This is a genomic window from Lysinibacillus sp. FSL H8-0500 (assembly GCF_038051955.1).
Lineage (GTDB): Bacteria > Bacillota > Bacilli > Bacillales_A > Planococcaceae > Lysinibacillus > Lysinibacillus macroides.
This window is the reverse complement of sequence record NZ_CP150292.1, coordinates 1,082,374-1,107,832: the sequence shown is the minus strand read 5'-3', so window position 1 is coordinate 1,107,832 and position 25,459 is coordinate 1,082,374. Positions and strand designations below refer to the sequence as shown.

The window sequence follows — 25,459 nt, the reverse complement described above, 5'->3', positions numbered from 1 at the left end:
GGTGTGACGAAAAATGCCGAAGCCTAGTAAGGAAAAAATAAAGACAAGCTTCATTGTCGAAAGCTTGTCTTCATTCTTATTTTATAATGTTATGGTAAGGGTGGATCGTTTTTTTCTAATTCTTCAGTATCCTGTTTGTCACTATCTAACTTTTGTGAAGAAGGCTCTAAATAAATTTGTGTATAATAATTGACAAAAACACCAGAACCAACGCTGGTATATTGATCATTTAATAGAACTTTCCTATGTTCAGGCGAATTTGTCCAGCCATGCATCGCTTCAATCGCATCAAAATAAGCTGTGGCAAGATTTTCATTCGCTTCACTATAGTCAATATTTTGTGCTTGTAATCTCCTTTTTAAGTCTCCATAGGTAGGAGAGTCATGACCTAAAAAATTCTGTACCTTCATATCCTCACTATGCATCTTTGCCACTTCTTCCAATGATTCATCACTCTCTAATGGTGGTAACGCATGCTGTGTTCTTGTCACATTTAGTAGATCATCAAGCTGCTTGCCACTAGCCCCATCAATTTCTTGCTGTAAAAATGAAGAAGGTGGTGTACGTCTCACAAGCTCCCCCTGATAACTCATCTCGTAGGGCTGATGAAGCACAAGCGTTTCACTATTTGTATAGCGAATTCCCTGTAGTTCACTGGTTTCTCGATCTATATAAAGCTGCGCATAAAGCCCATCGAATTTAACGAGTAATCTTGTTTGCATATCTTCTTCACTCATTGAGAATATAAAAATACTGTCATCTATAGTAACAGTTACCTCATAGTCAATAATTGTCATGCGATAGATTTCGTCTCGTTTTTGCCCCACTTTAAAAGGGGATGCATCTATATTTGGTCCTGCTATGTAGACTTGTGTCACAACATTATTTTCAATGCCAACCATAAAAAAGCTAGCAACATCTTTATTATAGACCCACCATTGGTAGCCGAATGAGGATGGCTCTTTTCTAGCTGGCTCTCCATACTGCTCTAAAACAGTCTGTGCACCTTTTCCAACCAATGTGGATATACCTGTTTGTGGACGTGTTATCGCGTCTACCACAGGCTCCTGTTTTAGCTGTGTTTGAGGAATAATATTAGAGTTGGCATTTGGTCCTTCTAATGGCTCGTTTTCCTTTGGGGTATTAAAAAACATAAAGCCGATTAAGGAAATTGCAGCACAAATCATTAAAATGCGGAATAAAGCTTTCATACAGGGCTCCTTTTCATCACCATTATTATCGTTATTATATCAATTAGAATTAGCTTGACACAATGTTGTCATTGCAACAATGTCGAATATGCTCTATTATAAAAATGAGCGTATACTTTGTACGAGAACCTAAAGGAGGACTATACATGTATTTTGAAAATACTAACCTTGAAAATTTAACAGCTGATCAAGAACTAATTGTCAGCATTATGAAAAAGCATGGTTTAGAATGTGATGGTGGCTGGGATTACGAGCGTATGACATTTGATAAACGCTTTGATACTCGTGAAGGCCGTTATTATCTACGTGTATTTGCTTACGCTATTTCTGGGGATGTAGGTGCACACGATGCAATCCTTACATTAATGAAACCAGCTCTTGGTAAATACTACTATCCACATGGTGTTGAATATGGTGATGACGAAGTTTATCCAGCACATCTTGTAAAAAAATGTGAAGAAATTTTAAAAAAGGTTAAATTAGAATTAGATCAATTCGCAATCGAGCCTATTAATAAAAATAATTTTGAACCTGTTGACGTACACTAATCTTTAAACCATTAAAGTGATAGCAAGTCTAACGTAAATAGCTTCATTCGTTCGAAAAAGACTGGGCAACCAGTCTTTTTTATTTTGATTCAGTGGAAGTTCCACCATTCACTGAATCAAAATAAAAGCTTTCGGATTTTAAGGAGAATTTCTCTTGTGAGCCGGAAAAAATCTGGCCGTAAGTGATATGGAGTAAAAATAGAATTTCTTCTCATACTACCTATATCTATTACAAGATGTAGGTGAAAATATTGGTATCGTTTTTAAATCATCCTTTCTTTCGTCATCCCATCATCGTTATTGCTATTAGTATTCTTATTCTTTGGCTCATTTCATTATCACTACCCATTTTGCTTGCCTACTTCACAGCACTGCTTTTAGAGCCCATTATTGTTCGAATGTGCAAGCGTTTCCGGAAAAAACGCAAAATGGTCGTTTCCATCTTTTTTTTATGTTTTCTTAGTATATCGGTACTAGTATGTGCGCTCATTCTCTTTATAAGCTGGAAACAATTTTCTTCCTTTATGATTCATATCCCTGACTATCTTAATCAACTATCTGCCCTATGGATTCAACTACAATCCAAGCTTAGCAACTATACCTATCACTTACCTGTAGAGCTTGTTTCGCAAATTCAATTTATGATTGCCAAAGCCCTAGCCTCTATCGAAAAATTTGCACTATCCTTAACAAATATCAATGTCTGGGCAGCGTTATTCACATATATTCCTTCACGTTTATTTGATATTTTTGTGTATTGGATTGTTTTATATATGCTGTTGCTGGAATTACCCGCCATCAATCGAAAATTATTCTTATCCGTCCCGTTTCATTATCAGCAAAAAATTATTTTTATTGGGCAGCGCGTGAAACTGGCGTTATTTGGCTTTTTAAAAGCACAAATTTTTGTAGGTGTAGGTATTTTTGCTTTATCTGCAGCAACCTTTTATCTCTTAAAAACACCCTTTCCCATACTTTTATCATTACTGCTGGTTATTTTAGACATTATCCCTTTTCTCGATTCGTTTATTATATTGATTCCCTGGGCTATTTATCAAGCAGTTACAGGTGAATATCTCTTCGCTATTGCCTTACTCCTACTAACAATAGGCTTATTTTTAGTGCGCCGAATGATTGAACCAAAAATTATTGGCGATAAAATTGGACTCTCCTCTCTGACAACCTTTATTGCAATGTTTGTTGGTTTTAAAGTATTTGGCTTTCTGGGTATTTTAATCGGACCATTACTAGTTGTTGTTGGACTTTCGATCTTTCAACCAACTACAAAAAATCTCCCACCCTTACAAAAATAAATAAGGAGGGAGATTTTTTTAAAACCCTAATATCGCTTTAATAACAGATGTTGTTTCACCTGGTTCAAAGAGGACATATAATAATACATACACTAATACACCTGTGATCGCCACAAAGAACCAAATAATACTTGTAATCGGTCCTATGCGTTTGTGTAATTTAATATTTGTTTTAAGTCCTGAGATAATACTAACAATTCCAAACACTGCTCCAACTGTCGCTAAAATAATATGGAAAATCAAGAAGAACGTATAATATGGCTTTAAATGCTCTCCACCGCCAAAAGCAGTATTTCCAACAAAGATTGTACGTGAAGCATAAATAATAAAGAAGATTAACGCAGCCGCCCCCGCAGCCAACATCACTTTTTTATGTGCCTCTACCTTTCTTTTTAAAATTAAGCCCCAACCTATTGCTACTAGTACAGCACTAATAACAATAAAAGTTGTACTAATAGTAGGCAAAATTTGCAAATCCATTCTCAAAACCCCTTATACAAAGTAAATTTCTATTTTACAATCCATGTTGCTGTTGACTTTCCCATTTCTTTTGATGTGCAGCTAACGCATCAGCAGTAATTTTATCTGGATCTTTTTGTTCGGCGCGATACCATCTTGTAAAGATGACAGCAATTAATACACCAAAAATAAGCTCCTGTAAGATTTTCATAAGAACGCCACCTAGCTGCTGGTCAGCAACGGGTTTCATATCTGTAAATAGCTCAGGCCCTGATAATGCTAAACCTGATAGTGTAGAAGCTGGTACACAAAGCTCCATTGCCTTTAACCAAGCATCACCGTTTGTATAGGTTTCATATAATGCATTTGGTGCAAAAATAATTAATCCACATGCAGGTGTAATTAAAACCGCATTAGCAATAATATAGGCTAACTTGTGTAGAGGCTTCATATGGTCACGATCCGGCATATTTTGAATTAAAGGCCAGTACATAAACACGGCAGACAAAAATAACACAAATGTATAAATACCATGCAATGTTTCGCTTAGCTTAATATAATCTAGCACGGAAGGCAAATGATAGAAAGAAAATAGACCAATAAACACAAAAACTGCAACAACTGGCAATGTTAATACTTTAAATATTGTTCGAACAACAGGAGCCTCTATCGCAACCTTCCAAAGCCACCAAGGAATCCCTTTGATTAAGAAAATCGGTACAAGCAATAACAATACAGCCATTTGCACCATATGCATTGTAAACATAATATGAGCCATTAAATCAACTGGTGATCCTTTAACAACATAAATTATTACCATTGCTACTATAAAATAAATAGCTTCGCTCTTTTTTAAAGGTTCACTTACTTTAAAATCCTTACGCCACTTTGTTGTGACTAAAAAATAGATAATGGTTATAAAAATAAGAACCCCCATTAAATATGGGCTCCATAATGCTTGAAAACCAAAAATACTAAGTGGCATATAAACGCACTCCTTTAAACTTCAGTACTCCTATTATAGAACGCTTACAGCTATACTGCAATGAACGAAAGGTGAACAAATAATAGCTTCCTGCTTTTTGCTCTCTATCTTAACGGATAATAAAAGCACGTTCGTTTAAAGTTAACGAACGTGCTCTTTTTGGTGATTACCACCAAATAACTGTTAAGAATGCTAAGAAGAATGTAAAGGCAATGACGATACCCATCCACATAAAGAAGCCAATTACACCACCGAAGTGTGTTTTTTTATCCTCTAAGTGCATGAATGCATACAGCTGTAATACAACTTGAACGCCCGCAAGTAATAAAATAAACGGGAAGATTAAGTATTTAGAGAAACCAGCCGCAGCCATGCCGAATGCGATAAATGTCAGGAAAATCATAATCGCAAAGTTAATTACTTGTTTACGCATATGAACGGCATTATGATGACGATCATACTCGTATTGTGCCTGTGATTTAGCAACTATAGGTGTATCGTGTGAAGACATTATCCGATCACTCCCATCAAGTATACTACTGTAAAGATAAATACCCAAACTACGTCGATAAAGTGCCAATATAAAGCAGCCACGAAGAATTTAGGTGCATTATATAAGTTTAGACCACGCTTCGCATTACGAATCATTAACGTTGAAATCCAAACAAGACCTAATGATACGTGGAAACCGTGCGTACCTACCAATGAGTAGAAGGCAGTGGCAAATGCAGATTGTGTAAATGTAAAGCCAAGATGTGTATAATGATAAAATTCATAAACTTCTAAAGCTAAGAAACCTGCACCTAGCAATAGTGTAATACCAAACCATGTTTGCATACCTTTAAAGTTAAAGTTACGCATATGGTGAATCGCATAAACAGATGTTAGTGAAGATGTTAATAATAACATTGTCATTGCAAATGCTAATGGTAATTCATATAAACCTTGCGTTGTGAACTCCATGCCCGCTGGCCCTTTGTTCTTAAGTGCTAAGTAAGTAGCAAATAAACTTGCGAAGAGGACAACTTCACAGGCAAGGAAAATCCAGAAACCAACGACTTTATTTTTCCCCTCCATTGTAGCTTGCTCAGGGTGATCTGGCCAAGTATGAGGAGTAAATTTAGTATTGAAATCCATTATTTATTGCCTCCTTTGCCGTAAAGATGTTCTTCTATTTCAAGAATGTCTTCTTTGTGTAAATGGAAGCCATGATCGTCTTTAACAGAACGAGTAATCATCGCACCAAATGTGATTGCTAAACCAATGATTAATACATAGATAGACCATGGTTTATCTGCATCTGGATTGTAAAGTGCACCGAATGCTGCAATAAACATACCTAATGAAATAACAAATGGAATCGCTGAGTTATTTGGCATATGAATATCACCGATTGGTTCAGCAAATGTCACTTCTTTATTACCTTCTTGCTTTTCAATCCACCATGGGTCTAAACCACGCACAAGTGGCGTTTGGCGGAAGTTATAGAATGGAATTGGCTGTGGAATTGACCATTCTAAAGTACGTCCATCGCCCCATGGGTCGCGTCCTGCTGGCTTACCTTTGATAGACATTAAGCAGTTGATTACCATCATGATAACCCCAACACCCATCATGGCTGCTCCGACTGTAGAAATATAGTTGAACTGATCCCAACCTTGACCATCCATGTAAGTGAATACACGACGTGGCATACCCATTAAACCTAAGAAGTGCTGTAGGAAGAATGTTAAATGGAATCCAATAAAGAATACCCAGAAAGTCCATTTTCCTAATGTTTCGTTTAACATACGGTTGAAGAAAATTGGCCAGTAGAAGTGCGCTGAACCAAATAATGCTGTAACGATACCACCAACGATTACATAGTGGAAATGCGCTACGATAAAGTAAGAATCGTGTAATTGATAGTCAAGAGGTGCAGATGCTTGCATAACCCCTGTAACACCACCCGCAACGAATGACGGGATGAAGCCAAGTGCATAAAGCATTGGTGTTGTAACTTTAATCGATCCGCCCCAAATCGTTAAGATCCAGTTGAAGACCTTCATACCCGTTGGAACGGCAATTGCCATTGTTGCAACAGCAAAGATTGCGTTTGCTGTTGGACCCATACCTACAGTAAACATATGGTGGGCCCAAACCATGAACCCTAAGAAACCGATTAAAATTGTTGCGAATACCATTGAAGAGTATCCAAATAAACGCTTACGAGAGAACGCTGGAATAATCTCAGAGAATAAACCAAATGCTGGTAATACCAAGATGTAAACCTCTGGATGTCCAAAGATCCAGAATAAGTGTTCCCAAATAATTGTGTTACCACCCATCATATGGTCAAAGAAGTTACCCCCAAACATACGGTCAAATAACATCATTAATAAACCGATTGTTAATGGAGGGAATGCGAATAAAATTAACGAACTTGATACAAGCGATGTCCAAGTGAATAATGGCATACGCATAAATGTCATACCTGGAGCACGCATTGTAATGATCGTAACAATAAAGTTAAGACCCGAAATTAACGTACCTGCCCCTGAAATTTGTAAACCAAGTACATAGAAGTCAATACCATGTCCTGGAGAATATAAAGATAATGATGCATAAGAAGTCCAGCCCGCATCAGGAGCGCCACCCATAAAGAATGACAGGTGAAGGAATACTGCACCTAGGAAGAATAACCAGAACCCTAAAGAGTTAAGGAACGGGAATGCAACGTCACGCGCACCAATTTGTAATGGTACAAGCATGTTCATAAATGCGAATAATAATGGAGTCGCAGCTAAGAATAACATTGTTGTGCCGTGCATTGTTAATAGTTCATTGAAGAAACCAGCTGATATGAAATCATTATTTGGCTTCATTAACTGAATACGCATTAATAACGCTTCAAAACCAGCGATAGCAAAGAACAATGTACCAGCTAATAAATACATCACTGCTAACTTTTTATGGTCAACAGTTGTAATGTAATCCCAGACAGTTGCTCCAAAGCCCTTTTTCTGTGTGTATGAGCTCACAACTTTTACCTCCCTCAAAATTTGTTACGTATAAACAAAAAATTATTTTTCAACTGATAAGCCCATGATATAAGTTGCAAGAGCTTTTATTTCTTCATCGGATAAATCACCGTAAATAGGTGCAGTGCCTTCAGCGTTCATCATTAAGTTACCTGGTTTGAATTCCCCAGGATTTTTAATCCAAGCTTCTAAGCTTTCTTCGTTGTGCTCTAAGAAACCAGCAACACGGTTACGATCACCGAATGTTGTTAAGTTTGGACCTGGTGCACCACCTGCTCCTGAACCTGAAATAGCATGACAGCCTAAGCAGCTATTAGCAAAAGTTGCTTCGCCAAGGTCTGATGATTCTCTGTCAGCTGTTTGCCCTTCTGTTGCTTTCATGGCATCTACCCATGCATCAAATGCATCTGGGCTTAATGTTTTTACTTTAAAGTCCATTAATGCATGTGAAGGTCCACATAATTCAGCACATTTTCCATAAAATACGCCATCTTTTAAATCTTGAGATTCTTTATCAAATACTAGGTAGAATTTGTTTACGTTTTCTACGTTTGTATCCATTTTACCGCCCACAGCAGGAATCCAGAATGAGTGCTTAACATCAGCAGCGATTAAGTTAAAGTAAACTTTTTCACCTGTTGGGACTACTAACTCTTGAGCAGTTATAATACCTTGGTTAGGGTATTCAAATTCCCACCAATATAACTTTGCTGTTACATTGACTGTTAGGGCTGTTTTATTCCCTTCCTCGTCTACTTCATCCATTGCAGCAACATCTGCAAATTTATAAGTAGTTGTAACAACTGGTACAGCGATAATTAATAATAAAATAATTGGAATAACTGTCCAAATCACTTCTAGTGTATGGCTACCCTCTACTTGCTTAGGAATAACATTCTCACCAACACGTGCACGACGGTATTTTACGAATGCAAGTAAATAGATCACAGATACTACTACTACTACTAGTGTCATAATGACAGTAGTTAACAGTAATAGATTTAATTGCTGTTGACCTACTTCTCCACTTGGCTTCAGTGTAGATAGATAATCTTCACCACATCCTGAAAGGAAAACCATCATCACTGCTAGAAGTGAAAAAAGACGCCATTTTTTAAGCCCTTTCATCATAGCTTAATTAAACCCCTCTTTCTTTGTTGTATTTTCATGTGTACCTAGGACATCAGTTCTGTCTATATGAATTCTTTAGGAAAAGAAAGAATTCCTAAATTTAGCTAAACACCGCAAATATGATGATAGACACAAATAGGATCGTCATATGATTCAACGAATAAATAAACATTTTATTTGCCCATTTCATATCATCTTTTGTGGTAAAGCCTTTCAGAGCTAGTATTAACCAGCCCAAGTTCAATGCAGTAGCAAGAGTTAAAAAGCCAGTTCCAAGCTCTGGTAATAGGAACGGTAAAGGGAATAATAAAAGAATCCAAAACAGCATTGAATACTTTGTACGCTTAAATCCTTTTACAACAGGTAACATTGGTATTTTAGCTGCCCGATATTCCTCCGTGCGTTTCATAGCAAGTGCATAGAAATGCGGTGGCTGCCATGCAAACATAATAAGAAATAAAGCAAGTGCCCCCAGACCTAAAGTAGGCTCCACTGCTGCAAATCCAATAATTGGAGGAATAGCCCCAGAAATACTTCCTACAACCGTGTTACTAACATGCTTTCTCTTTGACCACATTGAATACAGAACGACATAAGCAAATATTCCTAGTAGTCCCCACATGCCGGCCGCAAACGATGCCGCAAATAACAAAATTTCACCTACAATTAAAAATGAGAGGGCAATGGTCAATACCAAATTGGGCTTAAATCTGCCAGTTACTGTCGGTCTTGCCTTCGTTCTTTTCATAATCGGATCGATATCCTGATCAATAAAGTTATTCATTGCGCCTGAGCCACCAATAATTAACGCTGCACCTAGCATGGTGTAGAATATGACATCAAGCTCTTGCAAGAAATGTCTACTAGTCAGTTGAAATGCCAGCCACATTCCTGTAAATGTTGTGACAAGATTCGAGTTAACGATGCCAATTTTTATTAGTGCTAAAAAATCTTTTACAACGGATGTTGTTTCTGGCTCCGTATTTCTAGTAGCCGTCAGTGTACGACCGTTTGACATATTACCCCTCCTTTCATTTTTGTAAGCATATTCCGCTATCATAACTATAGCGAAATTTGCGATTGATTTCTAGACATTAAGTGAAATTTAGATGAAGTTGTAAAAATTAGTTTTGCCTAGAAATATAAATAAAAACAACATATCTATAGTAAAACATTTTCTAAAATGAATTGTGAAGGTTAAAGCACGAAATTATGAACAATTTGTGAAATGGAATCGACATCTAATCGTCCATTCTCTTTACAAGTTGTTTTTTAAACGTATTTTCGATATTATCTAGTAGCAGAAACATTACGCTCTTGTAATGTTGATAGATAAAGTAGGTGACTCATTTTATGCAACACAACAGGTTTTTGAAGTGGTTTGCTGTTGCCGCTACAGTTGGGATGCTCCTAATCTTGCTTGGTGGAGCTCTCGTTACGAAAACAGATAGTGGCTTAGGCTGTGGTCGAAATTGGCCTGATTGTAATGGATCTCTTATTCCAAAGGAGATTACACCAGAAGTTCTAATTGAATTTTCACATCGTCTTGTAACTGGAGTCGTATCTATTTCAATTCTTGTATTAACCGTTTGGACATGGCGTAAACTCGGACATATTCGTGAAGTAAAGCTATTAGGTTTCTTAGCAATGTTTTTCTTAATTGCACAGGCGCTAATCGGAGCAGCTCAAGTATTATGGGGACAAGGTGATTTTATCCTAGCACTCCACTTTGGCATTTCGCTTATTTCCTTTGCTGCTGTTCTTCTGCTTTCTATGATTGTATTTGAAGTGGATCGGAAATTTGATGCTGATAACGTATTTATGGGGAAAAAATTACGTTGGCACACGATTGCTGTCACAATTTATTCTTATTTAGTGGTTTATACAGGGGCGCTTGTAAGACACACAGATTCTAGCTTAATTTGCCCAGATTGGCCATTTTGCTATAATGAATCGCCTTTAGCACTGCCAAATAATATGTATGAATGGGTGCAAATGGGGCATCGTCTAGCTGTTCTTATTATTTTCATTTGGATTGCATACATAACTTGGCATGCTGTGAAAGAATATAAAAACCAACGTGTAATTTACTATGGTTGGATTATTGCCTTTACGATCGTTGTTTTACAAGTGATTGCTGGTATGTTAGTAGTCCTGACTAGATTGAATTTAACAGTTGCTCTACTACACTCATTATTTATTTCTCTGTTATTTGGTTTACTATGTTATATGATTATGTTAGTGGCCCGTAGTAACTATAATGAAAAGAAGAAATAGCACATGAAAAAGATTCGACACACTCTCTCGTGCCGAATCTTTTATCTTTTTTCCTGCTTTTTCATTGCCTCTGTCCCTATAATTCCAACAATTAAAATAATCACGGATACTAGAGCATAGTCTTTAAAAAATGTTGTAAATGGAAGATCAAAATAGAAACAAATTGCTGTTACAATGCGACCTCCTAATAAAATTAAGCCAATGATAAGCATCCAATTAAATAGTCTTTTAAGCATTTTCTAGTCCCTCTACTTTTATTACTCTCCATCTCATCTAGCTTAGCATATATTCACAAATAGCTCCTTGCATGATCTTTTATCCACACGTTGAAAGTGCTATCCATCATCTTATCCTCAACTTTTCCATACCTAATTTGAACTACCACTAGGCTAAAGCCATAGTGGATTCCTAAGTACAGAGTTCTATCGAACTCTAATTGATTAGGCTATCCCCGTCATTCCAACGGTTAGGAGTCTTATGGCTTCATTTTTTAGATTTTGTCCTGCGTTAATATCTCGGTCATGATGGGTATGACATTCTGGGCAATCCCATTCACGTAAGCCAAGATTTTTAACGTCTTTGTTTTGATAGCCACAGCAGGAACAAAGCTGACTGGAAGGGAAGTTTTTCGCAACCGTTACGACTTGCTTTCCGTACCATTTTGCTTTGTATTCAATCATGGTTTTAAATTGTGACCATGAGACTTCACTAATGGCTTTTGCAAGATTATGATTTTTCAACATATTAGATACTGACAAATCTTCCATACCAATAATGTCGTGGTTTTTAACAATCTCGGTTGAAATTTTGTCTAAGTAATCTTTACGTGTATTTGCTATCTTTTCATGGATACGAGCCACTTTGATTTTAGCTTTATACCAGTTCGCACCGCCAATCGTTCGTCTGCTTAGGATACGTTGTGCCTTTGCTAATTTTTCTTCTAATGTGCGAAAAAATTTAGGATTAGTATAAGTCGTTCCATCTGAAAGAATAGCAAAATCTTTTAATCCGACATCAATCCCGATTGCCGAATTGGTTTTCGGATGTTCTGCAACTTCAACTTCTGTTCCGATGGAAACAAAGTATTTTCCTGACGGATTTCGTCTAATGGTTGCATTTAGGATTTTCCCTGTAACTTCACGACTTTTAGCAAAGCGAACAAGACCAAGTTTAGGTAGCTTAATATAGTTACCATCAATAGCGATATTTCCATTTGTATGCTTTGTTGTATAAGATTGAACAGGATTCTTTTTAGATTTAAAGCGTGGATATTTATTCTGTTTTTTGTAGTAACGATCATAGGAATCTGCTAAATTTTCAACGGATTTTTGCAGGGCAATGCTGTCTACCTCTTTTAAGAAGGAATACTGTTTTTTTAATTCCTTAACTGCTTTAACGGTTTCGTATTTGTTCAAACACTTGCCTTTCCAATTGTTAGATGAAAGTTGACCGTTTTGAACCATTTCATTAACGATGTACCAGTAAGCATCTTTGTCCTTTTGTTTGCCTAAAAAGAAGTTGAATACGAACCTTGCAGAACCAATAGTCTTATTGATTAGTTCAGTCTGTTTTTTGTTTGGATAGATTCTGAATTTATATGCTTTATTTACCAACATTGTATTTCACCTCCTTCGGGTATATACTAATAGTATATACTGAATGTTAGTATATGTCAAAAGTATATACTTAAAAAGGAGTGAAACTAATGGAGCGTATACCAAAGTTGATTAAATTCCCTGTCGATTTAGTAATTCGGATCGAAGAATACAAGGAGAAACACAATATCCCAAACTTCGCAAGTGCGGTTTACGAACTAATTCGCAAAGGGTTAGAGAAGTAATGAAATACATTTCTGAAAATCACAGTAAACATTTACTTATGTGCCACTTGATATTTGTTTGTAAGTATCGGAAAAAGTTATTGTTAAAAGTAGGTCATGATATTAAGACTGAAATCGAATATATTGCTAATCATTACGGTTGGCAAATTATTGAGCAAGAGATAGACCAAGACCATATCCATGTATTAATTCGTTATTCTCCAAAATGGAGTATTCTTGAAATTGTTAGGTTGTTGAAGCAGCTCACGACTTATCGGATATGGCAAAAGCATAACGAATATCTTTCTCGACATTTTTGGAAAGAACGCACCTTTTGGAGTGACGGATACTTTTCTTGTAGCATTGGAAATGTTAGCAAAGAGATTATTCAAAAATACATTCAAACACAAGGTAGTTAGGGCTTACATCCCCTAGCCTAAAGGCGTAGGGGTTTTACGCCCATCCTATAAAAGGCTATTAGATGCTAGAGTGCATCTAATAGCCTTTTAATCATTTATTATTCCATTTCAATCAACAGATCACCTGTAGAAATTGCATCGCCTGCAACAACATAAACCTCTTTTACGATGCCATCCTTTGGTGCTTGGACTGTTGTTTCCATTTTCATCGCCTCTGTAATTAAAAGGTGATCGCCACGTTTAACAGGGCTACCTTTCGATACTACAACTTTAAGCACTGTTCCAGGCATTGTGGCCCCAATTTGATTTGGATTGCTTGGGTCTGCTTTTAGGGCGATACTGCCATCTACTTCTACTGTCATATCCTGAATAATTAGCTCACGTGATTGTCCGTTGAGCTCAAAGTATAGGACACGTGTACCATCGTGCTGTGGTTCACCGATAGATACTAATTTAATAATTAACGTTTTCCCTTTTTCGATTTCGACTTCAATAATTTCTCCTAGCTTTAAGCCGTATAGGAAAGTTGGTGTGTCTAAAACAGAAATATTGCCAAAGGATTCTGCCGTTTTGGCATACTCCTCAAAGACTTTTGGATAAAGAGCATAGGCTAAGACATCTTTCTTTGTAACAGGGCGATTTAATTTATCCTCCAGGGCTGTTTTCAATTGTTCAAACTGTATTGATTCTAATAGCTCACCAGGACGTACTGCAATCGCTTCACGGTCTTTTAGTACCACCTTTTGTAACGCCTCTGGGAAGCCACCGTGTGGTTGTCCAAGATAGCCTTGGAAGAATTCAATGACCGAGTCTGGGAAATCAATTGTTTGTCCTCTTGTTAATACTGTGTGCTCATCTAAATCATTTTGTACCATAAAGAGCGCCATGTCGCCTACGACCTTGGAGGATGGCGTTACTTTCACAATATCACCAAATAGCAGGTTTACACGAGAATACATATGCTTTACTTCTTCCCAACGATCGCCAAGCCCTACTGCTTTTGCTTGTTGCTGTAAGTTACTATACTGGCCACCAGGCATCTCATGGACATAGATTTCAGAATGTGGGCTCATCATACCACTTTCAAAATCTTTGTAATATTTACGCACATCTTCCCAGTAGTAGGATAATTTTTCTAGTGCATCAATATCCGCGCGTACTTCACGCTGACTGCCTTTCATGGCATAGTATAAGGAATTTGCACTTGGTTGTGATGTAAGACCAGCCATTGCACCTAATGCTGTATCCACAATATCTACGCCAGCCTCAATCGCTTTTGCATATAAGTAAATACCATTGCCGCTTGTATCATGTGTATGCAGATGGATTGGTAAATTTGTTGTATCTTTTAACTCAGAAATTAAACGGTACGCTGCTTCTGGCTTTAGTAAACCAGCCATATCTTTAATCGCTAAAATATGTGCCCCTGTTGCTTCCAATTCCTTTGCCATATCCTTGTAGTATTGTACTGAATATTTCGCACGTGAATCATCTAAAATATCGCCTGTGTAGCAAATAGCTGCCTCAGCAATTTTGCCTGATTGACGTGCCGCATCAATGGCTACTTCCATACCTTTAATCCAGTTTAAGCTATCGAAAATACGGAATACATCAATACCTGATGAAGCCGATTCCGCAATAAATTCACGGATAAGATTATCAGGATAGTTGGTATAACCGACTGCATTCGCCCCACGTAGCAGCATTTGGAACAACACATTCGGGATTTGCTCACGCAATTTTGCTAGTCGCTCCCATGGATCTTCTTTTAAGAAACGGTATGCGACATCAAAGGTTGCACCGCCCCACATTTCCAGAGAGAATAGCTGGTGCATCATATGTGCTGTCGCATCAGCAACTTGGAACATATCCTGTGAACGCACACGTGTCGCCAGCAGTGATTGATGGGCATCACGGAATGTTGTATCCGTTAATAGCACATCCTCCTGTGCTAAAATCCATTTCACTAAGCCCTCAGGTCCTTGTGCATTTAGAATTTGCTTTGTACCTGCTGGTGGCACAATCAATGTGTCTACCTGTGGTACGCTTGGCTGAACAAAAATAGGCTTGGACTTCTTCTCCACACCTGGGAAGCCGTTTAAGGTAACATTACCGATATAACTTAATAGCTTTGTACCACGGTCTTTTCTGACTGGGAACTCAAATAGCTCTGGTGTCGTATCAATAAAGCTTGTATCAAAGGCTCCTGATAAAAATTGCTCATGTGTTACTACATTATTTAAAAACGGAATATTTGTTTTCACACCACGAATACGGAACTCCTTTAAATTACGGTCCATTTTCGCAGCTGCTTCTTTAAATGTCATACCTGATGTAGAAATTTTCACTAATAGGGAATCATAATAGGGTGTAACTACAGCACCTTGGAAACCATTTCCCGCATCTAAGCGTACACCAAAACCACCGCTTGAACGATATACCATTAGCTTTCCTGTATCTGGCATAAAGTCATTAGCAGGGTCCTCTGTTGTGACGCGGGCCTGAATCGCATAACCAATCAACGGTATATCTTCCTGCTGTGGCATATGAATTTCTTCACCATGAAGCGCATAACCCGCTGCTACCTTAATTTGGGTATGAACAATATCGACGCCTGTAATCATTTCTGTAATCGTATGTTCTACTTGAATACGCGGATTGACCTCGATGAAATAAAATTCATCGCCTGCGACTAAAAATTCCACTGTCCCTGCATTTATGTACGAGACATTCTTCATTAATTGCACGGCTGCTCCACAAATACGCTGTCTTAATTCCTCAGAAATAGAGTTCGATGGCGCAATTTCTACTACTTTTTGATGACGACGCTGGATTGAGCAATCACGCTCATATAAATGCACAAGATTCCCCTGTTGGTCACCAATAATTTGCACCTCAATATGCTTTGGCTTGATAATGGCCTTTTCTACATAGACCTCATCCGAGCCAAATGCAGCCTTTGCCTCTGATTTTGCACGTTCATAGGCAGATGCAAGTTCCTCTTGTGTATGCACAAGACGCATCCCACGACCACCGCCGCCTAGCGCTGCCTTAATCATAACTGGGTAGCCATGTGTGCTGGCAAAATCCTCTACCTCTGCCAAGTTGGCAACTGGGCCATCTGTTCCAGGAATAACTGGAATACTTGCAGCAATAGCTTGTTCACGTGCCTTGACTTTATCGCCAAACATATCTAAATGTTGGGAAGTTGGACCAATAAAGATAATGCCCTCTTCCTCACAGCGACGCGCGAATTCTACATTTTCTGATAAAAAACCATACCCTGGATGAATCGCATCAACACCTGCATCCTTGGCAATGGCAATAATGCCCTCAATATCTAAATAAGCATCGATTGGCTTCTTACCTGCTCCTACTAAATAGGCTTCATCCGCTTTAAAGCGATGAAAAGCCCCGCTGTCTTCCCTTGAATAGATCGCAACCGTTCGAATATTTAGCTCCGTACAGGCACGGAAAATGCGAATTGCAATTTCGCCTCGATTGGCTACAAGAATTTTGTTGATTGATTCCATAGGTATCCTCCTTTATGATTGTGCTTTTTTCCTTTCTACCTTTTCAAACATAGAAACATTGATTAATATGCCCATTGCTAAAGATAGAATAATTATAGATGTACCGCCATAGCTAATAAAAGGTAACGTTACACCGGTTAACGGGATTAACCCAGTTACACCCCCAAGATTAATAAACGTTTGCCAGCCAATCCAGCTCGCAATACCAGCCGCAATCATGCGTGCCAATGGATCTTTCGTTCGCAATGCAATCGAAAATCCTTTATACACAATAAAACCTAAACCAAGTATGACAATCAATACACCCCATATGCCCAGTTCTTCCATAATAATGGCCATAATAAAATCCGTCTGAGGTTCAGGTAAATATCCTAACTTTTGAATGGATTGGCCAAGACCTCTGCCTTCTAAGCCGCCTCCACCAATCGCGTAATAACTATTAACAACTTGGTGACCACTAGTATCCTCATACTCAAAAGGATTCAAATAGGACAAAATCCGTCCTTTTCGATTTCCTGTCAGCAATTCTCCCTTAAATAACCATAGTATACCAAGAATTGCTGTGCCAAATGCACCTAATACACCGAAAAATTTCCAAAATGTTTTAAAAGGAATACCACTTGAAGCTACGACTGATACGGCAATTCCACATAAAATAATCATCGCCCCTACGTCGGTTTCAAAAGCTACACCAGCAACCACTAAAATCCAGAGGAAAATAGGATAAAAAATCTCTCTTGGCTGTAGCTTTTCAAAGGTATATTTTTGTGCTTTCCGATAAAAAGCAGCGGCAAAATATAAAATAATAAATAGTTTTGCATATTCAGAGGGCTGAAAATTCCCAAAACCTGGAACGGTGATCCAACTTTGAGACCCTACTTGATCCGCACCATTTCCTGCTACCTTTACCCATGTAAATAATATAGCTACAACAATAGTTAGCAGCAACATCACAGTTTTATTAGCATAATGCTTATAAGGGAAAAAGGCGGTTACTAAAAATCCCAAAAATGCCACTGTTAAATTTGTGACTTGCTTTCGATAAAAGTAATCTGGCGCTTGTTCTTCACGCACAATAGCTATCATCATACTTGAGCTATAAATCATAATTAAACCAAATAAACTTAACAATAGGAACGTAAAAAATAAGGGATAATCAAAATTTTGTGCATAACGTTTTAAATATTGTCTCATTCGAAAACCTCGTTCTAGTAAAAAAACTCAAAGCGCAAAAAAGCGTTTGAGTTTTTCATTTTATTTGTCTGTATACGCATCGTGTAGTACAGAAAGCTCCTTCTCGAGTGAATCGAGAATTTCTTTGCCTTTTTCGCGTTCAATTAAGCCAAGCTTTACAGCAAAGTCAATTTCACGTGACAGACCAAACATTTGTGTATCTAATACTTCCTCATATAGAGGGCATTGTGGCATCGTTAAATGATCCATTTGTACTCGAATAAGGCGAGCGATTTTATCTGCATCAGCAACTAAAAGCTCCAAAGCCTTCTCTTGAAAAGAAGTTTGTGATTTCGTATCCATGAGGACGCCCCCATTATCTGATATTTCTTCGATTCTATCTTAATAAAGTTTATCTTTTAGTCGTTAAAAATGCAAGTGTCTTCATTGGAAAATAGAGAATTCGAATTATATTTCTTTATTATCTCTAGGTATTAGCGTTATACTAAGTCTTGGATATACAAGATTTGAGGAGGATTTCTATTATGGAAACAATAATTCCTATTACAGGTGCAGTCACATATCAACTAACATTAGATCCTACTGTGTGGATTTTCGATGATCGTAAATTAGATTTAAACACTTACTTCACTAATCAAGATGTTGAGGAAGATGCTGACATCAAATATATGCGTGAGGTAGGTGCTCACTGGTCACGTGAAATTATGGAAGGGGCAACTTTCCCACCTACTTTAAAATCAGAGCGTAAATTTGATCGTAAAGGCATGGAAACAGGGACATTCGGAATCGAGTTAAGCCATTTCTTAAATAACGCAGAGCTTACACCTGAAGCAACAAAAGTTGTCGTTGAATGTGGAGATGGTCAGGAATATCCATTTACGATTGAAGAGGGTTATACGCTCATTTTAAAATATAGCCAAGATGGTAAGCCCTTGTTAGAAGATGGCCCCGTTCATGTATTATTTAAAGACGGCTCCAACCTTGATAATCCTATTAAAAAGGTAGCAGCCATTCGTGCTGAATAGGAGGGAATGCCATGCGCGTAAAGTGCGTTATTTGCGATGCCATTCATCATTTAGATGATAATTTACCTTTAGCCAAAAAATTACGCAATCGTCCTATTCATACTTATATGTGTAATACCTGTCATGATCGCATTAAAGATAATACAATAGCACGAATCGAAACAGGCAATTTTCGTTTTTACCGTACATCTCCACAAATGGACAAAGAATTTTAAGAAACAAAAAGAGGTGCTTTATGTTAAGTCACCTCTTTTCCCATATTAGCCGCTATTTTTAATAATAGTCCGTTCAATTAATTCCACAATCTGATACATAATTGTTGCGAAAAATGCAATGATTAGTAAGGACATTAGCACAAGGTTAAAATTAAACACCTGGAAGCCGTAAATAATTAAATAACCAAGCCCTTTGGAGGCGACTAAAAATTCCCCTACAATAACACCTACCCACGATAAACCAACATTGACTTTTAAGGTTGAAATAATCGTAGGAAATGATGCTGGCAAAATAACCTCTCTAAAGATTTGCCAGCGTGTTGCACCAAAGGTTTGCAGTACCTTACTATAATTAGGATCGACCCCTTTAAACGCTGTATAAACCACTATCGTTGTAATAATAATAGAAATCAACGCACCCATGGCAATAATCGAAAAATACCCTGGACCCAGTGCAACAATTAAAATAGGTCCAAGCGCCACTTTTGGCATTGCATTTAAAATGACTAAATAAGGGTCAAGCACCTTTGATAGCAACGGAGACCACCATAACACAATGGCGATGAATGTCCCTAATAAAGTACCAGCAATAAAGCCAATAACCGTCTCCATAAGTGTCACACCAACATGCAAGGTTAACGTACCATCACTGACCTTTTCAATAAAGGTCTGCCACACATGCGTTGGTGAGCTAAAAATTAAGCGATCAATCCACTCAAACCTTGAAAGAAGCTCCCATCCTCCAAAGAAAATCAATAAAATAATAAGCTGATATAGCCGTACAAAGCGCTTTTCTTTTTTGAGCATTTGCTGATATTGTTTAAATAATGTATTATCCAAGGCTCTCCAGCTCCTTCCAAATTGTTTGGAATACTTCTGCATAGGTAGGATGCTGTCTAACCTCAAAGGGTGAGAGCTCTTGCAGGGCTTGCGGAATTTCAAATACTTTATGCAATGTACCAGGGTTTGCTGAAAAAAGAAATACACGCTCACTCATCGCAATAGCTTCTCCAATATCATGGGTAACAAGGACCGCTGTCTTTTTATAGGCTTTTAATGTTTCCACAACCAAATCCTCAAGCTTTAATTTTGATTGATAATCCAGTGCCGAAAATGGTTCATCTAATAATAAAATTTTAGGATTCACGGCTAATGTCCGAGCAAGTGCTACTCGTTGCCTCATGCCACCTGATAACTCGCGTGGATAATTATTTCCTACATTCGGTAGCCCTATTTCCTGTAGAAGTGCATTGGCTGTGACTTTATGGGTTTTCGTATTGCGTTCCATCATTTTTAAGCCAATTGTGACGTTTTCTTCAATGGTCTTCCAAGGAAATAAATAGTCTTGCTGTAGCATATAGCCAATGCTAGGCTGATGAAGGGTTGCAAGATCCTCTCCATCTATATAAACCTTCCCCTCTGTCGCTGGGAATAATCCTGCAATAATCGATAATAATGTGGTTTTACCGCAGCCACTCGGCCCAATAAATGAGACAAATTCACCCTCCCGAATAGCTAAACTAATATCACGTAATACTTCCTTTGCCTGTGTGTTTGAAAAGTAACTATGGTGAATGTTTTCCAACTGCAAAAATGTCATATTACTCAACAGCCTTTTTCGCAAAGGATGTATTGACAAGTTGTTCATACTCCACCCGTTGAGGAAGTTCACCTGCTTCCTCCATAATTGTTTGCAAGTGATCCCACTCTCCTTTGTCAAGGATAGGGTCTGTCGCATACGAGCCCTGTGCTTTATAACGCTCTACAACTGTTTTAATAACCGCTATATCCACATTTTCAAAATACGGCTGGATAACTTTTGCCACCTCTGCAGCACTTTCATTTTGCACAAAATCTTGTGCACGTTTTAAGGCATTGGTAAAAGCCTGCACAGTTTCAGCCTCATCCTTTAAATAACTACTTTTTGCCATAAAGGATGTGTAAGGTAATGTGCCAGATTCTGTACCAAATGAGGCAACAATATAGCCCTTCCCTTCTTTCTCAAAGACACTGGCAGTCGGCTCAAATAATTGAACATAGTCGCCCGTACCGGATGCAAAAGCTGTAGCAATATTGGCAAAATCAATATTTTGAATAAGTGTTAGATCATTAACAGGATCAATACCATGTTTTTTTAACACAAACTCTCCAGCCATTTGTGGCATTCCGCCTTTACGTTGCCCTAAAAATGTAGAGCCTTTCACCTGCTCCCATGTAAAACTATCCGTCTTCTCTCTTGCCACTAAAAATGTACCATCTGTTTGTGTTAATTGTGCAAAATTTTGAATCGGATCATTGGCCCCTTGCAATGTAACATAAATGGATGTTTCTGATCCAACTAAAGCAATATCAATACCATCTGACAGTAAAGCCGTCATTGTTTTATCGCCACCTGCAATGGTTTGCAGCTCAACCGCAAGCCCCTCCTCCTCAAAGAATCCTTTCTCAAGTGCTACATATTGCGGTGCATAGAAAATCGAACGAGTTACTTCCCCTACTTTGACTTTTTCAAGCTCTGCTTTATTACACGCTGTCAAAGAAAGGAGTAACAAAGCAATGACACTGAACCATAAACCTTTTGTAAGCCAACGCATTCCCTTTCCTCCTTGATGTGATCAAAATTAGCCTATCAGCATTAATCTATTCACATTAGAAGATTTCGGTTCCTATCGACTTCTACAACAAAAAAGCAGCCTTAGCATGATAACGCTAAGACTGCTTGTAAAAACCTATTGATTCGTAGCTTGTTGCTCTTCTCTTTTTTCACGCCATAATCGTGTTTTATAGATAATTAAAATTAAGGCTGCTACAATAAGTCCTTCCACCATTGGAAGATATAAAGCAAAGAATGTTAACATAATACAACCTACAAATAGGAAAATATAAATAATCATATTTTGTGATCGTTTTAGTTTCTTTGCAAAGCCTAGTTTATAGACAATTGCCGACAGGATAAACACAAGGAAAAATAAAACATAGCCAGCGATTTCATAGCTAGGCATATTTTGATATAAAAAGCGTGTAACTCCAGCCATTTTTTTATAAGCTTCTTCTGTTTCTGTTGTATTTATCTGTGTAGCAACTTGAATAACATTTAGTTCACCCAGTAAAGCGGACTTTAGACTCAAGATTCCTCTTCCTTTCATGGAAGCAAAAGATTATTGTTCAGCGTTTTTTAATTTTTTCGCTATTCTTTCACGTTCATTTTTATCGAGAATTTGCTTGCGCAGACGAATCGTTTCTGGTGTGATTTCTAAATACTCATCATCATTTAAAAATTCTAGCGCTTCCTCTAATGTTAATAGACGTGGTTTTTTAATAACGTTTGTTGCATCTTTTGTCGCAGAACGAACATTCGTTTTTTGCTTCATTTTTGTTATGTTTACAGTGATATCGTTCTCACGTGTATTTTCACCAACGATCATACCTTCATAAATTTCGGTACCCGGCTCTACAAACAGTGTACCACGGTCCTCCACTTGCATCATACCATAAGTTGTCGATTTACCAGTTTCCATTGATACAAGAACACCCTGATGACGTCCACCAATACGCCCTGAAATATATGGTTGGTAGCAATCAAATGTATGGTTAATGATACCAAACCCTTTTGTCATAGACATAAACTCAGTTGTATAACCAATTAAACCACGGGCAGGAACAAGGAATGTTAAACGAACTTGGCCATTGCCGTTGTTCACCATATCTAACATTTCACCCTTACGCGTACCAATCGATTCAATAACAGAACCTACATTTTCTTCCGGAACATCAATTTGTACACGTTCAAATGGTTCACATTTTACACCATCAATCTCACGAATGATAACTTGAGGTTTTGATACTTGTAGCTCAAAGCCTTCACGACGCATATTTTCGATAAGAATTGATAAATGTAGCTCACCACGACCAGAAACCGTCCATGCATCTGGTGAATCTGTATCTTCTACACGTAGAGATACGTCCGTTTGAAGTTGTGAACGTAAACGCTCTTCTACTTTACGAGCAGTTACCCATTTCCCTTCACGACCTGCAAACGGTGAATTATTCACTAAGAAAGTCATTTGTAATGTTGGCTCGTCTATACGTAATGGTGTTAAAGCTTCTTGATGCTCAACAGGACATACTGTTTCACCAACGTTGATGTCTTCCATACCTGAAACAGCAATTAAGTCACCAGCTTTTGCTGATTGAATCTCTTCACGCTTCAAGCCGAAGAAGCCAAATAATTTTGTCACACGGAATTGCTTCACTGTGCCATCTAGTTTCATTAAAGCTACTTGTTGTCCTACTTCAATTGTCCCACGGAATACGCGTCCAATTCCAATACGACCAACATAATCATTATAGTCAAGTAATGCTACTTGGAATTGTAATGGATCTGCTGAATTATCTACTGGTGCAGGGATTGCTTCAATTACTTTTTCAAATAGACATTGCATATTTTCTTCTTGTTTTGCTGGATCAGCATCAAGAGAAGCAGTACCGTTTACACCTGATGCATAGACAACAGGGAAATCTAATTGATCATCATCAGCACCTAGCTCGATGAATAATTCTAATACTTCATCAACTACTTCTAATGGACGAGCTGAGTCTTTATCAACTTTGTTTACTACTACAATCGGTGTTAACTTTTGTTCCAACGCTTTTTTTAGTACGAAGCGTGTTTGCGGCATACAACCCTCATACGCATCGACAACTAGTAAAACGCCATCTACCATTTTTAAAATACGTTCTACCTCACCACCAAAATCGGCGTGTCCAGGCGTATCAAGGATGTTAATACGAGTTCCGTTATAGTTTACTGCAGTATTTTTTGCTAAAATTGTAATACCACGTTCGCGTTCAATATCATTAGAGTCCATTGCACGTTCTTCAACATGTTCGTTTGAACGGAATGTACCTGATTGTTTTAATAGTTGGTCGACTAAAGTAGTTTTACCATGGTCAACGTGGGCGATAATTGCGATATTGCGAAGATCTTGACGTAAGTTTGTCATTATTCCACTCCATATTCTTTTTTCGAATGTTTAACTGTGATATTATAGCACAAGAAGGATAGAAATGTCCTTATTAGAATTTCCATCATTCTAAAAAATATATTTGATCGACAAATTTTTTATATAGGAGGCTCGACTATGAATCGTGCAAAAATCGTAATGGCTATTTATGCATTGGCGGCTATTTTAGCCATGTGCGCTATTGGATATTCAATCGCAGCTAGCAGTGTCCTTGGTATCATCGCAGGTATTGTCGCTACATGTGTCATTTTTATGACAGCCTTTAAAATGAAACGCAAGCTACGTGCCCAAGGATTGCTGTAAATAAAAAAAGATAACAATCATCAAAAAACCCGAACGTTCGTGCGAAACTTTTTTAAAGTATTCGTCATCGTTCGGGTTTTCTATTAATATTGATTTGGCTGTAACAATGGAGAATGATGGTTTGTACTACCTTATGCTAATCATAGGGTACAATGTATTTTTCTAATAACTCTTGATGAATGGCAGGATTGGCTATAATAAATGTATCCTGATGTAGGAAATCAAAGCCTCCTCCATGTAAGTTTGTGGCAATGGCGCCAACTTCCTGAGCAATGATTATCCCTCCAGCAATATCCCACGGTGCTAGTCGCATGGAAACATAGGCATCCAATTTGCCACTAACAACAAAGGCGATTTCCATTGCAGCTGAACCGTAAGAACGTGTACCACGAACTTTGCGAATCATGTCAATCACTTTCTCATGGTGAATATGTCGATTAGGTGCTACCCAATGTGAATTAATGCCAATAACAGCTTCCTCCATTGTAATAGCTTGTAATCTACGTAATGGCGAATCATTATACCATGCCCCTTGGCCTGCAATAGCATAAAATAAATCCTCACGCATAACATCAAATATGTAACCAAGCTTGCCTACACCATCCACAAAAATGCCAATAGATATCATAAAATGACGGTGCTGCTTGACAAAATTCATCGTGCCATCAATGGGGTCAATAATCCACACGACACCATCCAATGTTTCGACCTTTTCACCCATTCCTTCTTCCCCTAAAATTTTATGCGTTGGATCAAAGGCTTTAATTTGTTCAATAAAAAATAACTCAGTTTCTCGATCAATATTTGTCACCAGATCATTTGCACCTGATTTTGTTTCAATCACGAGATTATACGAAAAGGCCTTTCGAATACGGCTTCCTGCTTCAAAAATAATCTTTTTCGCAAATTCATCTACTTGTTGCAAATCCATTAAAAACCCACCCTTCGAATATAAGAAAAGGCCCTTTACTATCGTTATTCAT

General features: G+C 37.8%; 27 protein-coding genes. 8 read left to right on the top strand and 19 right to left on the bottom strand.

From position 1 onward, the window contains the following. Positions 1-89: 89 nt before the first annotated feature. Positions 90-1,211 (bottom strand): CAP domain-containing protein, encoded by a 1,122-nt coding sequence (locus MHB44_RS05080; protein WP_341301823.1) that lies wholly within the window; start codon positions 1,209-1,211, stop codon positions 90-92. A gap of 146 nt (positions 1,212-1,357) precedes the next feature. Between MHB44_RS05080 and MHB44_RS05075 the strand changes: the two genes are divergently transcribed. Both MHB44_RS05075 and ytvI read left to right on the top strand, forming a co-directional pair. Further along, on the top strand, positions 1,358-1,759 hold the full coding sequence (locus MHB44_RS05075; protein WP_341301822.1) for a YugN family protein: 402 nt from the start codon (positions 1,358-1,360) through the stop codon (positions 1,757-1,759). A gap of 251 nt (positions 1,760-2,010) precedes the next feature. Beyond that, positions 2,011-3,072, top strand: coding sequence for a sporulation integral membrane protein YtvI (gene ytvI, locus MHB44_RS05070; protein WP_341301821.1), 1,062 nt, complete (start codon positions 2,011-2,013; stop codon positions 3,070-3,072). An 18-nt stretch (positions 3,073-3,090) separates the two neighbouring features. Here the strand turns inward: ytvI and MHB44_RS05065 are convergent, their stop codons facing one another. The 7 genes from MHB44_RS05065 to cyoE all read right to left on the bottom strand — a co-directional run bounded on the left by MHB44_RS05065 (position 3,091) and on the right by cyoE (position 9,685). Then, entirely contained in the window at positions 3,091-3,552 is a 462-nt protein-coding gene (locus tag MHB44_RS05065; protein ID WP_341301820.1) for a DUF420 domain-containing protein, read from the bottom strand. Positions 3,553-3,586: 34 nt separating this feature from the next. Next, a complete protein-coding gene (gene ctaG, locus MHB44_RS05060; RefSeq protein ID WP_341301819.1) occupies positions 3,587-4,516 on the bottom strand; it encodes a cytochrome c oxidase assembly factor CtaG in 930 nt (309 codons plus the stop codon). Between the two features lie 166 nt (positions 4,517-4,682). Then, on the bottom strand, positions 4,683-5,027 hold the full coding sequence (locus MHB44_RS05055; RefSeq protein WP_341301818.1) for a cytochrome C oxidase subunit IV family protein: 345 nt from the start codon (positions 5,025-5,027) through the stop codon (positions 4,683-4,685). After that, on the bottom strand, positions 5,027-5,653 hold the full coding sequence (locus tag MHB44_RS05050) for a cytochrome c oxidase subunit 3 (RefSeq protein WP_053993802.1): 627 nt from the start codon (positions 5,651-5,653) through the stop codon (positions 5,027-5,029). Before MHB44_RS05050 ends, MHB44_RS05055 begins: the two co-directional genes overlap by 1 nt. After that, the gene (ctaD, locus tag MHB44_RS05045; protein ID WP_341301817.1) at positions 5,653-7,536 is read right to left on the bottom strand and encodes a cytochrome c oxidase subunit I; all 1,884 of its coding nucleotides are present in this window, start codon (positions 7,534-7,536) and stop codon (positions 5,653-5,655) included. Before ctaD ends, MHB44_RS05050 begins: the two co-directional genes overlap by 1 nt. Positions 7,537-7,578: 42 nt before the next feature. Beyond that, entirely contained in the window at positions 7,579-8,667 is a 1,089-nt protein-coding gene (gene coxB, locus MHB44_RS05040; protein ID WP_341301816.1) for a cytochrome c oxidase subunit II, read from the bottom strand. A gap of 100 nt (positions 8,668-8,767) precedes the next feature. Further along, positions 8,768-9,685, bottom strand: a complete 918-nt coding sequence (gene cyoE, locus MHB44_RS05035) for a heme o synthase (protein ID WP_053993799.1) — start codon at positions 9,683-9,685, stop codon at positions 8,768-8,770. Positions 9,686-10,020: 335 nt separating this feature from the next. Between cyoE and MHB44_RS05030 the strand changes: the two genes are divergently transcribed. Further along, positions 10,021-10,944, top strand: coding sequence for a heme A synthase (locus MHB44_RS05030; RefSeq protein ID WP_341301815.1), 924 nt, complete (start codon positions 10,021-10,023; stop codon positions 10,942-10,944). Between the two features lie 41 nt (positions 10,945-10,985). Here MHB44_RS05030 and MHB44_RS05025 read toward each other — a convergent pair whose 3' ends face one another. Both MHB44_RS05025 and tnpB read right to left on the bottom strand, forming a co-directional pair. After that, positions 10,986-11,180: a hypothetical protein gene (locus tag MHB44_RS05025; protein WP_341301814.1), complete on the bottom strand. Its 195-nt coding sequence runs from the start codon at positions 11,178-11,180 to the stop codon at positions 10,986-10,988. Positions 11,181-11,384: 204 nt separating this feature from the next. Continuing rightward, the gene (gene tnpB, locus MHB44_RS05020) at positions 11,385-12,560 is read right to left on the bottom strand and encodes an IS200/IS605 family element RNA-guided endonuclease TnpB (RefSeq protein ID WP_341301813.1); all 1,176 of its coding nucleotides are present in this window, start codon (positions 12,558-12,560) and stop codon (positions 11,385-11,387) included. Between the two features lie 89 nt (positions 12,561-12,649). Between tnpB and MHB44_RS05015 the strand changes: the two genes are divergently transcribed. Both MHB44_RS05015 and tnpA read left to right on the top strand, forming a co-directional pair. Then, positions 12,650-12,784 (top strand): hypothetical protein, encoded by a 135-nt coding sequence (locus MHB44_RS05015; RefSeq protein ID WP_341301812.1) that lies wholly within the window; start codon positions 12,650-12,652, stop codon positions 12,782-12,784. Beyond that, a complete protein-coding gene (gene tnpA, locus MHB44_RS05010) occupies positions 12,784-13,182 on the top strand; it encodes an IS200/IS605 family transposase (protein WP_341301811.1) in 399 nt (132 codons plus the stop codon). The genes MHB44_RS05015 and tnpA overlap by 1 nt, the downstream gene beginning before the upstream one ends. Before the next feature lie 98 nt (positions 13,183-13,280). Here the strand turns inward: tnpA and pyc are convergent, their stop codons facing one another. Genes pyc through MHB44_RS04995 form a run of 3 tightly spaced genes read right to left on the bottom strand, consistent with a single transcriptional unit; the run spans position 13,281 to position 18,251 of the window. Then, a complete protein-coding gene (pyc, locus tag MHB44_RS05005) occupies positions 13,281-16,715 on the bottom strand; it encodes a pyruvate carboxylase (RefSeq protein WP_341301810.1) in 3,435 nt (1,144 codons plus the stop codon). Between the two features lie 12 nt (positions 16,716-16,727). Continuing rightward, positions 16,728-17,909, bottom strand: coding sequence for an FtsW/RodA/SpoVE family cell cycle protein (locus tag MHB44_RS05000; RefSeq protein ID WP_341301809.1), 1,182 nt, complete (start codon positions 17,907-17,909; stop codon positions 16,728-16,730). Positions 17,910-17,969: 60 nt separating this feature from the next. After that, positions 17,970-18,251 (bottom strand): YlaN family protein, encoded by a 282-nt coding sequence (locus MHB44_RS04995; RefSeq protein ID WP_004224778.1) that lies wholly within the window; start codon positions 18,249-18,251, stop codon positions 17,970-17,972. 182 nt (positions 18,252-18,433) lie between these two features. On the opposite strand from MHB44_RS04995, the gene MHB44_RS04990 reads away from it, so the two are divergent. Both MHB44_RS04990 and MHB44_RS04985 read left to right on the top strand, forming a co-directional pair. Continuing rightward, positions 18,434-18,934, top strand: a complete 501-nt coding sequence (locus MHB44_RS04990) for a peptidyl-prolyl cis-trans isomerase (protein WP_341301808.1) — start codon at positions 18,434-18,436, stop codon at positions 18,932-18,934. A gap of 11 nt (positions 18,935-18,945) precedes the next feature. Next, positions 18,946-19,149, top strand: coding sequence for a YlaI family protein (locus tag MHB44_RS04985; protein ID WP_341301807.1), 204 nt, complete (start codon positions 18,946-18,948; stop codon positions 19,147-19,149). Between the two features lie 45 nt (positions 19,150-19,194). On the opposite strand, the gene MHB44_RS04980 is transcribed toward MHB44_RS04985, so the two are convergent. From MHB44_RS04980 to typA, 5 genes are all read right to left on the bottom strand, one after another. After that, positions 19,195-19,989 carry an ABC transporter permease gene (locus tag MHB44_RS04980; protein ID WP_341301806.1) on the bottom strand — a complete coding sequence of 265 codons (795 nt, stop codon included), beginning with the start codon at positions 19,987-19,989 and terminating at the stop codon, positions 19,195-19,197. Beyond that, entirely contained in the window at positions 19,982-20,749 is a 768-nt protein-coding gene (locus MHB44_RS04975; RefSeq protein ID WP_341301805.1) for an ABC transporter ATP-binding protein, read from the bottom strand. Before MHB44_RS04975 ends, MHB44_RS04980 begins: the two co-directional genes overlap by 8 nt. A 1-nt stretch (position 20,750) precedes the next feature. Next, positions 20,751-21,743 carry an ABC transporter substrate-binding protein gene (locus tag MHB44_RS04970; RefSeq protein ID WP_341301804.1) on the bottom strand — a complete coding sequence of 331 codons (993 nt, stop codon included), beginning with the start codon at positions 21,741-21,743 and terminating at the stop codon, positions 20,751-20,753. 135 nt (positions 21,744-21,878) lie between these two features. Next, positions 21,879-22,277 carry a YlaH-like family protein gene (locus MHB44_RS04965; RefSeq protein WP_083448449.1) on the bottom strand — a complete coding sequence of 133 codons (399 nt, stop codon included), beginning with the start codon at positions 22,275-22,277 and terminating at the stop codon, positions 21,879-21,881. A 30-nt stretch (positions 22,278-22,307) separates the two neighbouring features. After that, on the bottom strand, positions 22,308-24,152 hold the full coding sequence (gene typA, locus MHB44_RS04960) for a translational GTPase TypA (protein WP_341301803.1): 1,845 nt from the start codon (positions 24,150-24,152) through the stop codon (positions 22,308-22,310). A 138-nt stretch (positions 24,153-24,290) separates the two neighbouring features. Between typA and MHB44_RS04955 the strand changes: the two genes are divergently transcribed. Beyond that, positions 24,291-24,476, top strand: a complete 186-nt coding sequence (locus MHB44_RS04955; protein ID WP_341301802.1) for a DUF5325 family protein — start codon at positions 24,291-24,293, stop codon at positions 24,474-24,476. 136 nt (positions 24,477-24,612) lie between these two features. Here the strand turns inward: MHB44_RS04955 and MHB44_RS04950 are convergent, their stop codons facing one another. After that, the gene (locus tag MHB44_RS04950) at positions 24,613-25,407 is read right to left on the bottom strand and encodes an inositol monophosphatase family protein (protein WP_341301801.1); all 795 of its coding nucleotides are present in this window, start codon (positions 25,405-25,407) and stop codon (positions 24,613-24,615) included. Positions 25,408-25,459 lie beyond the last annotated feature (52 nt).

What these genes read in the sequence shown, in the direction of transcription:
- cyoE (WP_053993799.1), bottom strand. Translation starts at nt 9,685, where the DNA reads ATGTCAAACGGTCGTACACTGACGGCTACTAGAAATACGGAGCCAGAA.
- MHB44_RS04950 (WP_341301801.1), bottom strand. Translation starts at nt 25,407, where the DNA reads ATGGATTTGCAACAAGTAGATGAATTTGCGAAAAAGATTATTTTTGAA.
- MHB44_RS05015 (WP_341301812.1), top strand. Translation starts at nt 12,650, where the DNA reads ATGGAGCGTATACCAAAGTTGATTAAATTCCCTGTCGATTTAGTAATT.
- typA (WP_341301803.1), bottom strand. Translation starts at nt 24,152, where the DNA reads ATGACAAACTTACGTCAAGATCTTCGCAATATCGCAATTATCGCCCAC.
- MHB44_RS05075 (WP_341301822.1), top strand. Translation starts at nt 1,358, where the DNA reads ATGTATTTTGAAAATACTAACCTTGAAAATTTAACAGCTGATCAAGAA.
- MHB44_RS04990 (WP_341301808.1), top strand. Translation starts at nt 18,434, where the DNA reads ATGGAAACAATAATTCCTATTACAGGTGCAGTCACATATCAACTAACA.
- MHB44_RS04970 (WP_341301804.1), bottom strand. Translation starts at nt 21,743, where the DNA reads ATGCGTTGGCTTACAAAAGGTTTATGGTTCAGTGTCATTGCTTTGTTA.
- MHB44_RS05000 (WP_341301809.1), bottom strand. Translation starts at nt 17,909, where the DNA reads ATGAGACAATATTTAAAACGTTATGCACAAAATTTTGATTATCCCTTA.
- MHB44_RS04955 (WP_341301802.1), top strand. Translation starts at nt 24,291, where the DNA reads ATGAATCGTGCAAAAATCGTAATGGCTATTTATGCATTGGCGGCTATT.
- MHB44_RS05025 (WP_341301814.1), bottom strand. Translation starts at nt 11,180, where the DNA reads ATGCTTAAAAGACTATTTAATTGGATGCTTATCATTGGCTTAATTTTA.
- MHB44_RS04995 (WP_004224778.1), bottom strand. Translation starts at nt 18,251, where the DNA reads ATGGATACGAAATCACAAACTTCTTTTCAAGAGAAGGCTTTGGAGCTT.
- tnpB (WP_341301813.1), bottom strand. Translation starts at nt 12,560, where the DNA reads ATGTTGGTAAATAAAGCATATAAATTCAGAATCTATCCAAACAAAAAA.
- MHB44_RS05065 (WP_341301820.1), bottom strand. Translation starts at nt 3,552, where the DNA reads ATGGATTTGCAAATTTTGCCTACTATTAGTACAACTTTTATTGTTATT.
- MHB44_RS05055 (WP_341301818.1), bottom strand. Translation starts at nt 5,027, where the DNA reads ATGTCTTCACACGATACACCTATAGTTGCTAAATCACAGGCACAATAC.
- ctaG (WP_341301819.1), bottom strand. Translation starts at nt 4,516, where the DNA reads ATGCCACTTAGTATTTTTGGTTTTCAAGCATTATGGAGCCCATATTTA.
- tnpA (WP_341301811.1), top strand. Translation starts at nt 12,784, where the DNA reads ATGAAATACATTTCTGAAAATCACAGTAAACATTTACTTATGTGCCAC.
- coxB (WP_341301816.1), bottom strand. Translation starts at nt 8,667, where the DNA reads ATGATGAAAGGGCTTAAAAAATGGCGTCTTTTTTCACTTCTAGCAGTG.
- MHB44_RS05050 (WP_053993802.1), bottom strand. Translation starts at nt 5,653, where the DNA reads ATGGATTTCAATACTAAATTTACTCCTCATACTTGGCCAGATCACCCT.
- MHB44_RS04975 (WP_341301805.1), bottom strand. Translation starts at nt 20,749, where the DNA reads ATGACATTTTTGCAGTTGGAAAACATTCACCATAGTTACTTTTCAAAC.
- MHB44_RS05030 (WP_341301815.1), top strand. Translation starts at nt 10,021, where the DNA reads ATGCAACACAACAGGTTTTTGAAGTGGTTTGCTGTTGCCGCTACAGTT.
- MHB44_RS05080 (WP_341301823.1), bottom strand. Translation starts at nt 1,211, where the DNA reads ATGAAAGCTTTATTCCGCATTTTAATGATTTGTGCTGCAATTTCCTTA.
- pyc (WP_341301810.1), bottom strand. Translation starts at nt 16,715, where the DNA reads ATGGAATCAATCAACAAAATTCTTGTAGCCAATCGAGGCGAAATTGCA.
- MHB44_RS04985 (WP_341301807.1), top strand. Translation starts at nt 18,946, where the DNA reads ATGCGCGTAAAGTGCGTTATTTGCGATGCCATTCATCATTTAGATGAT.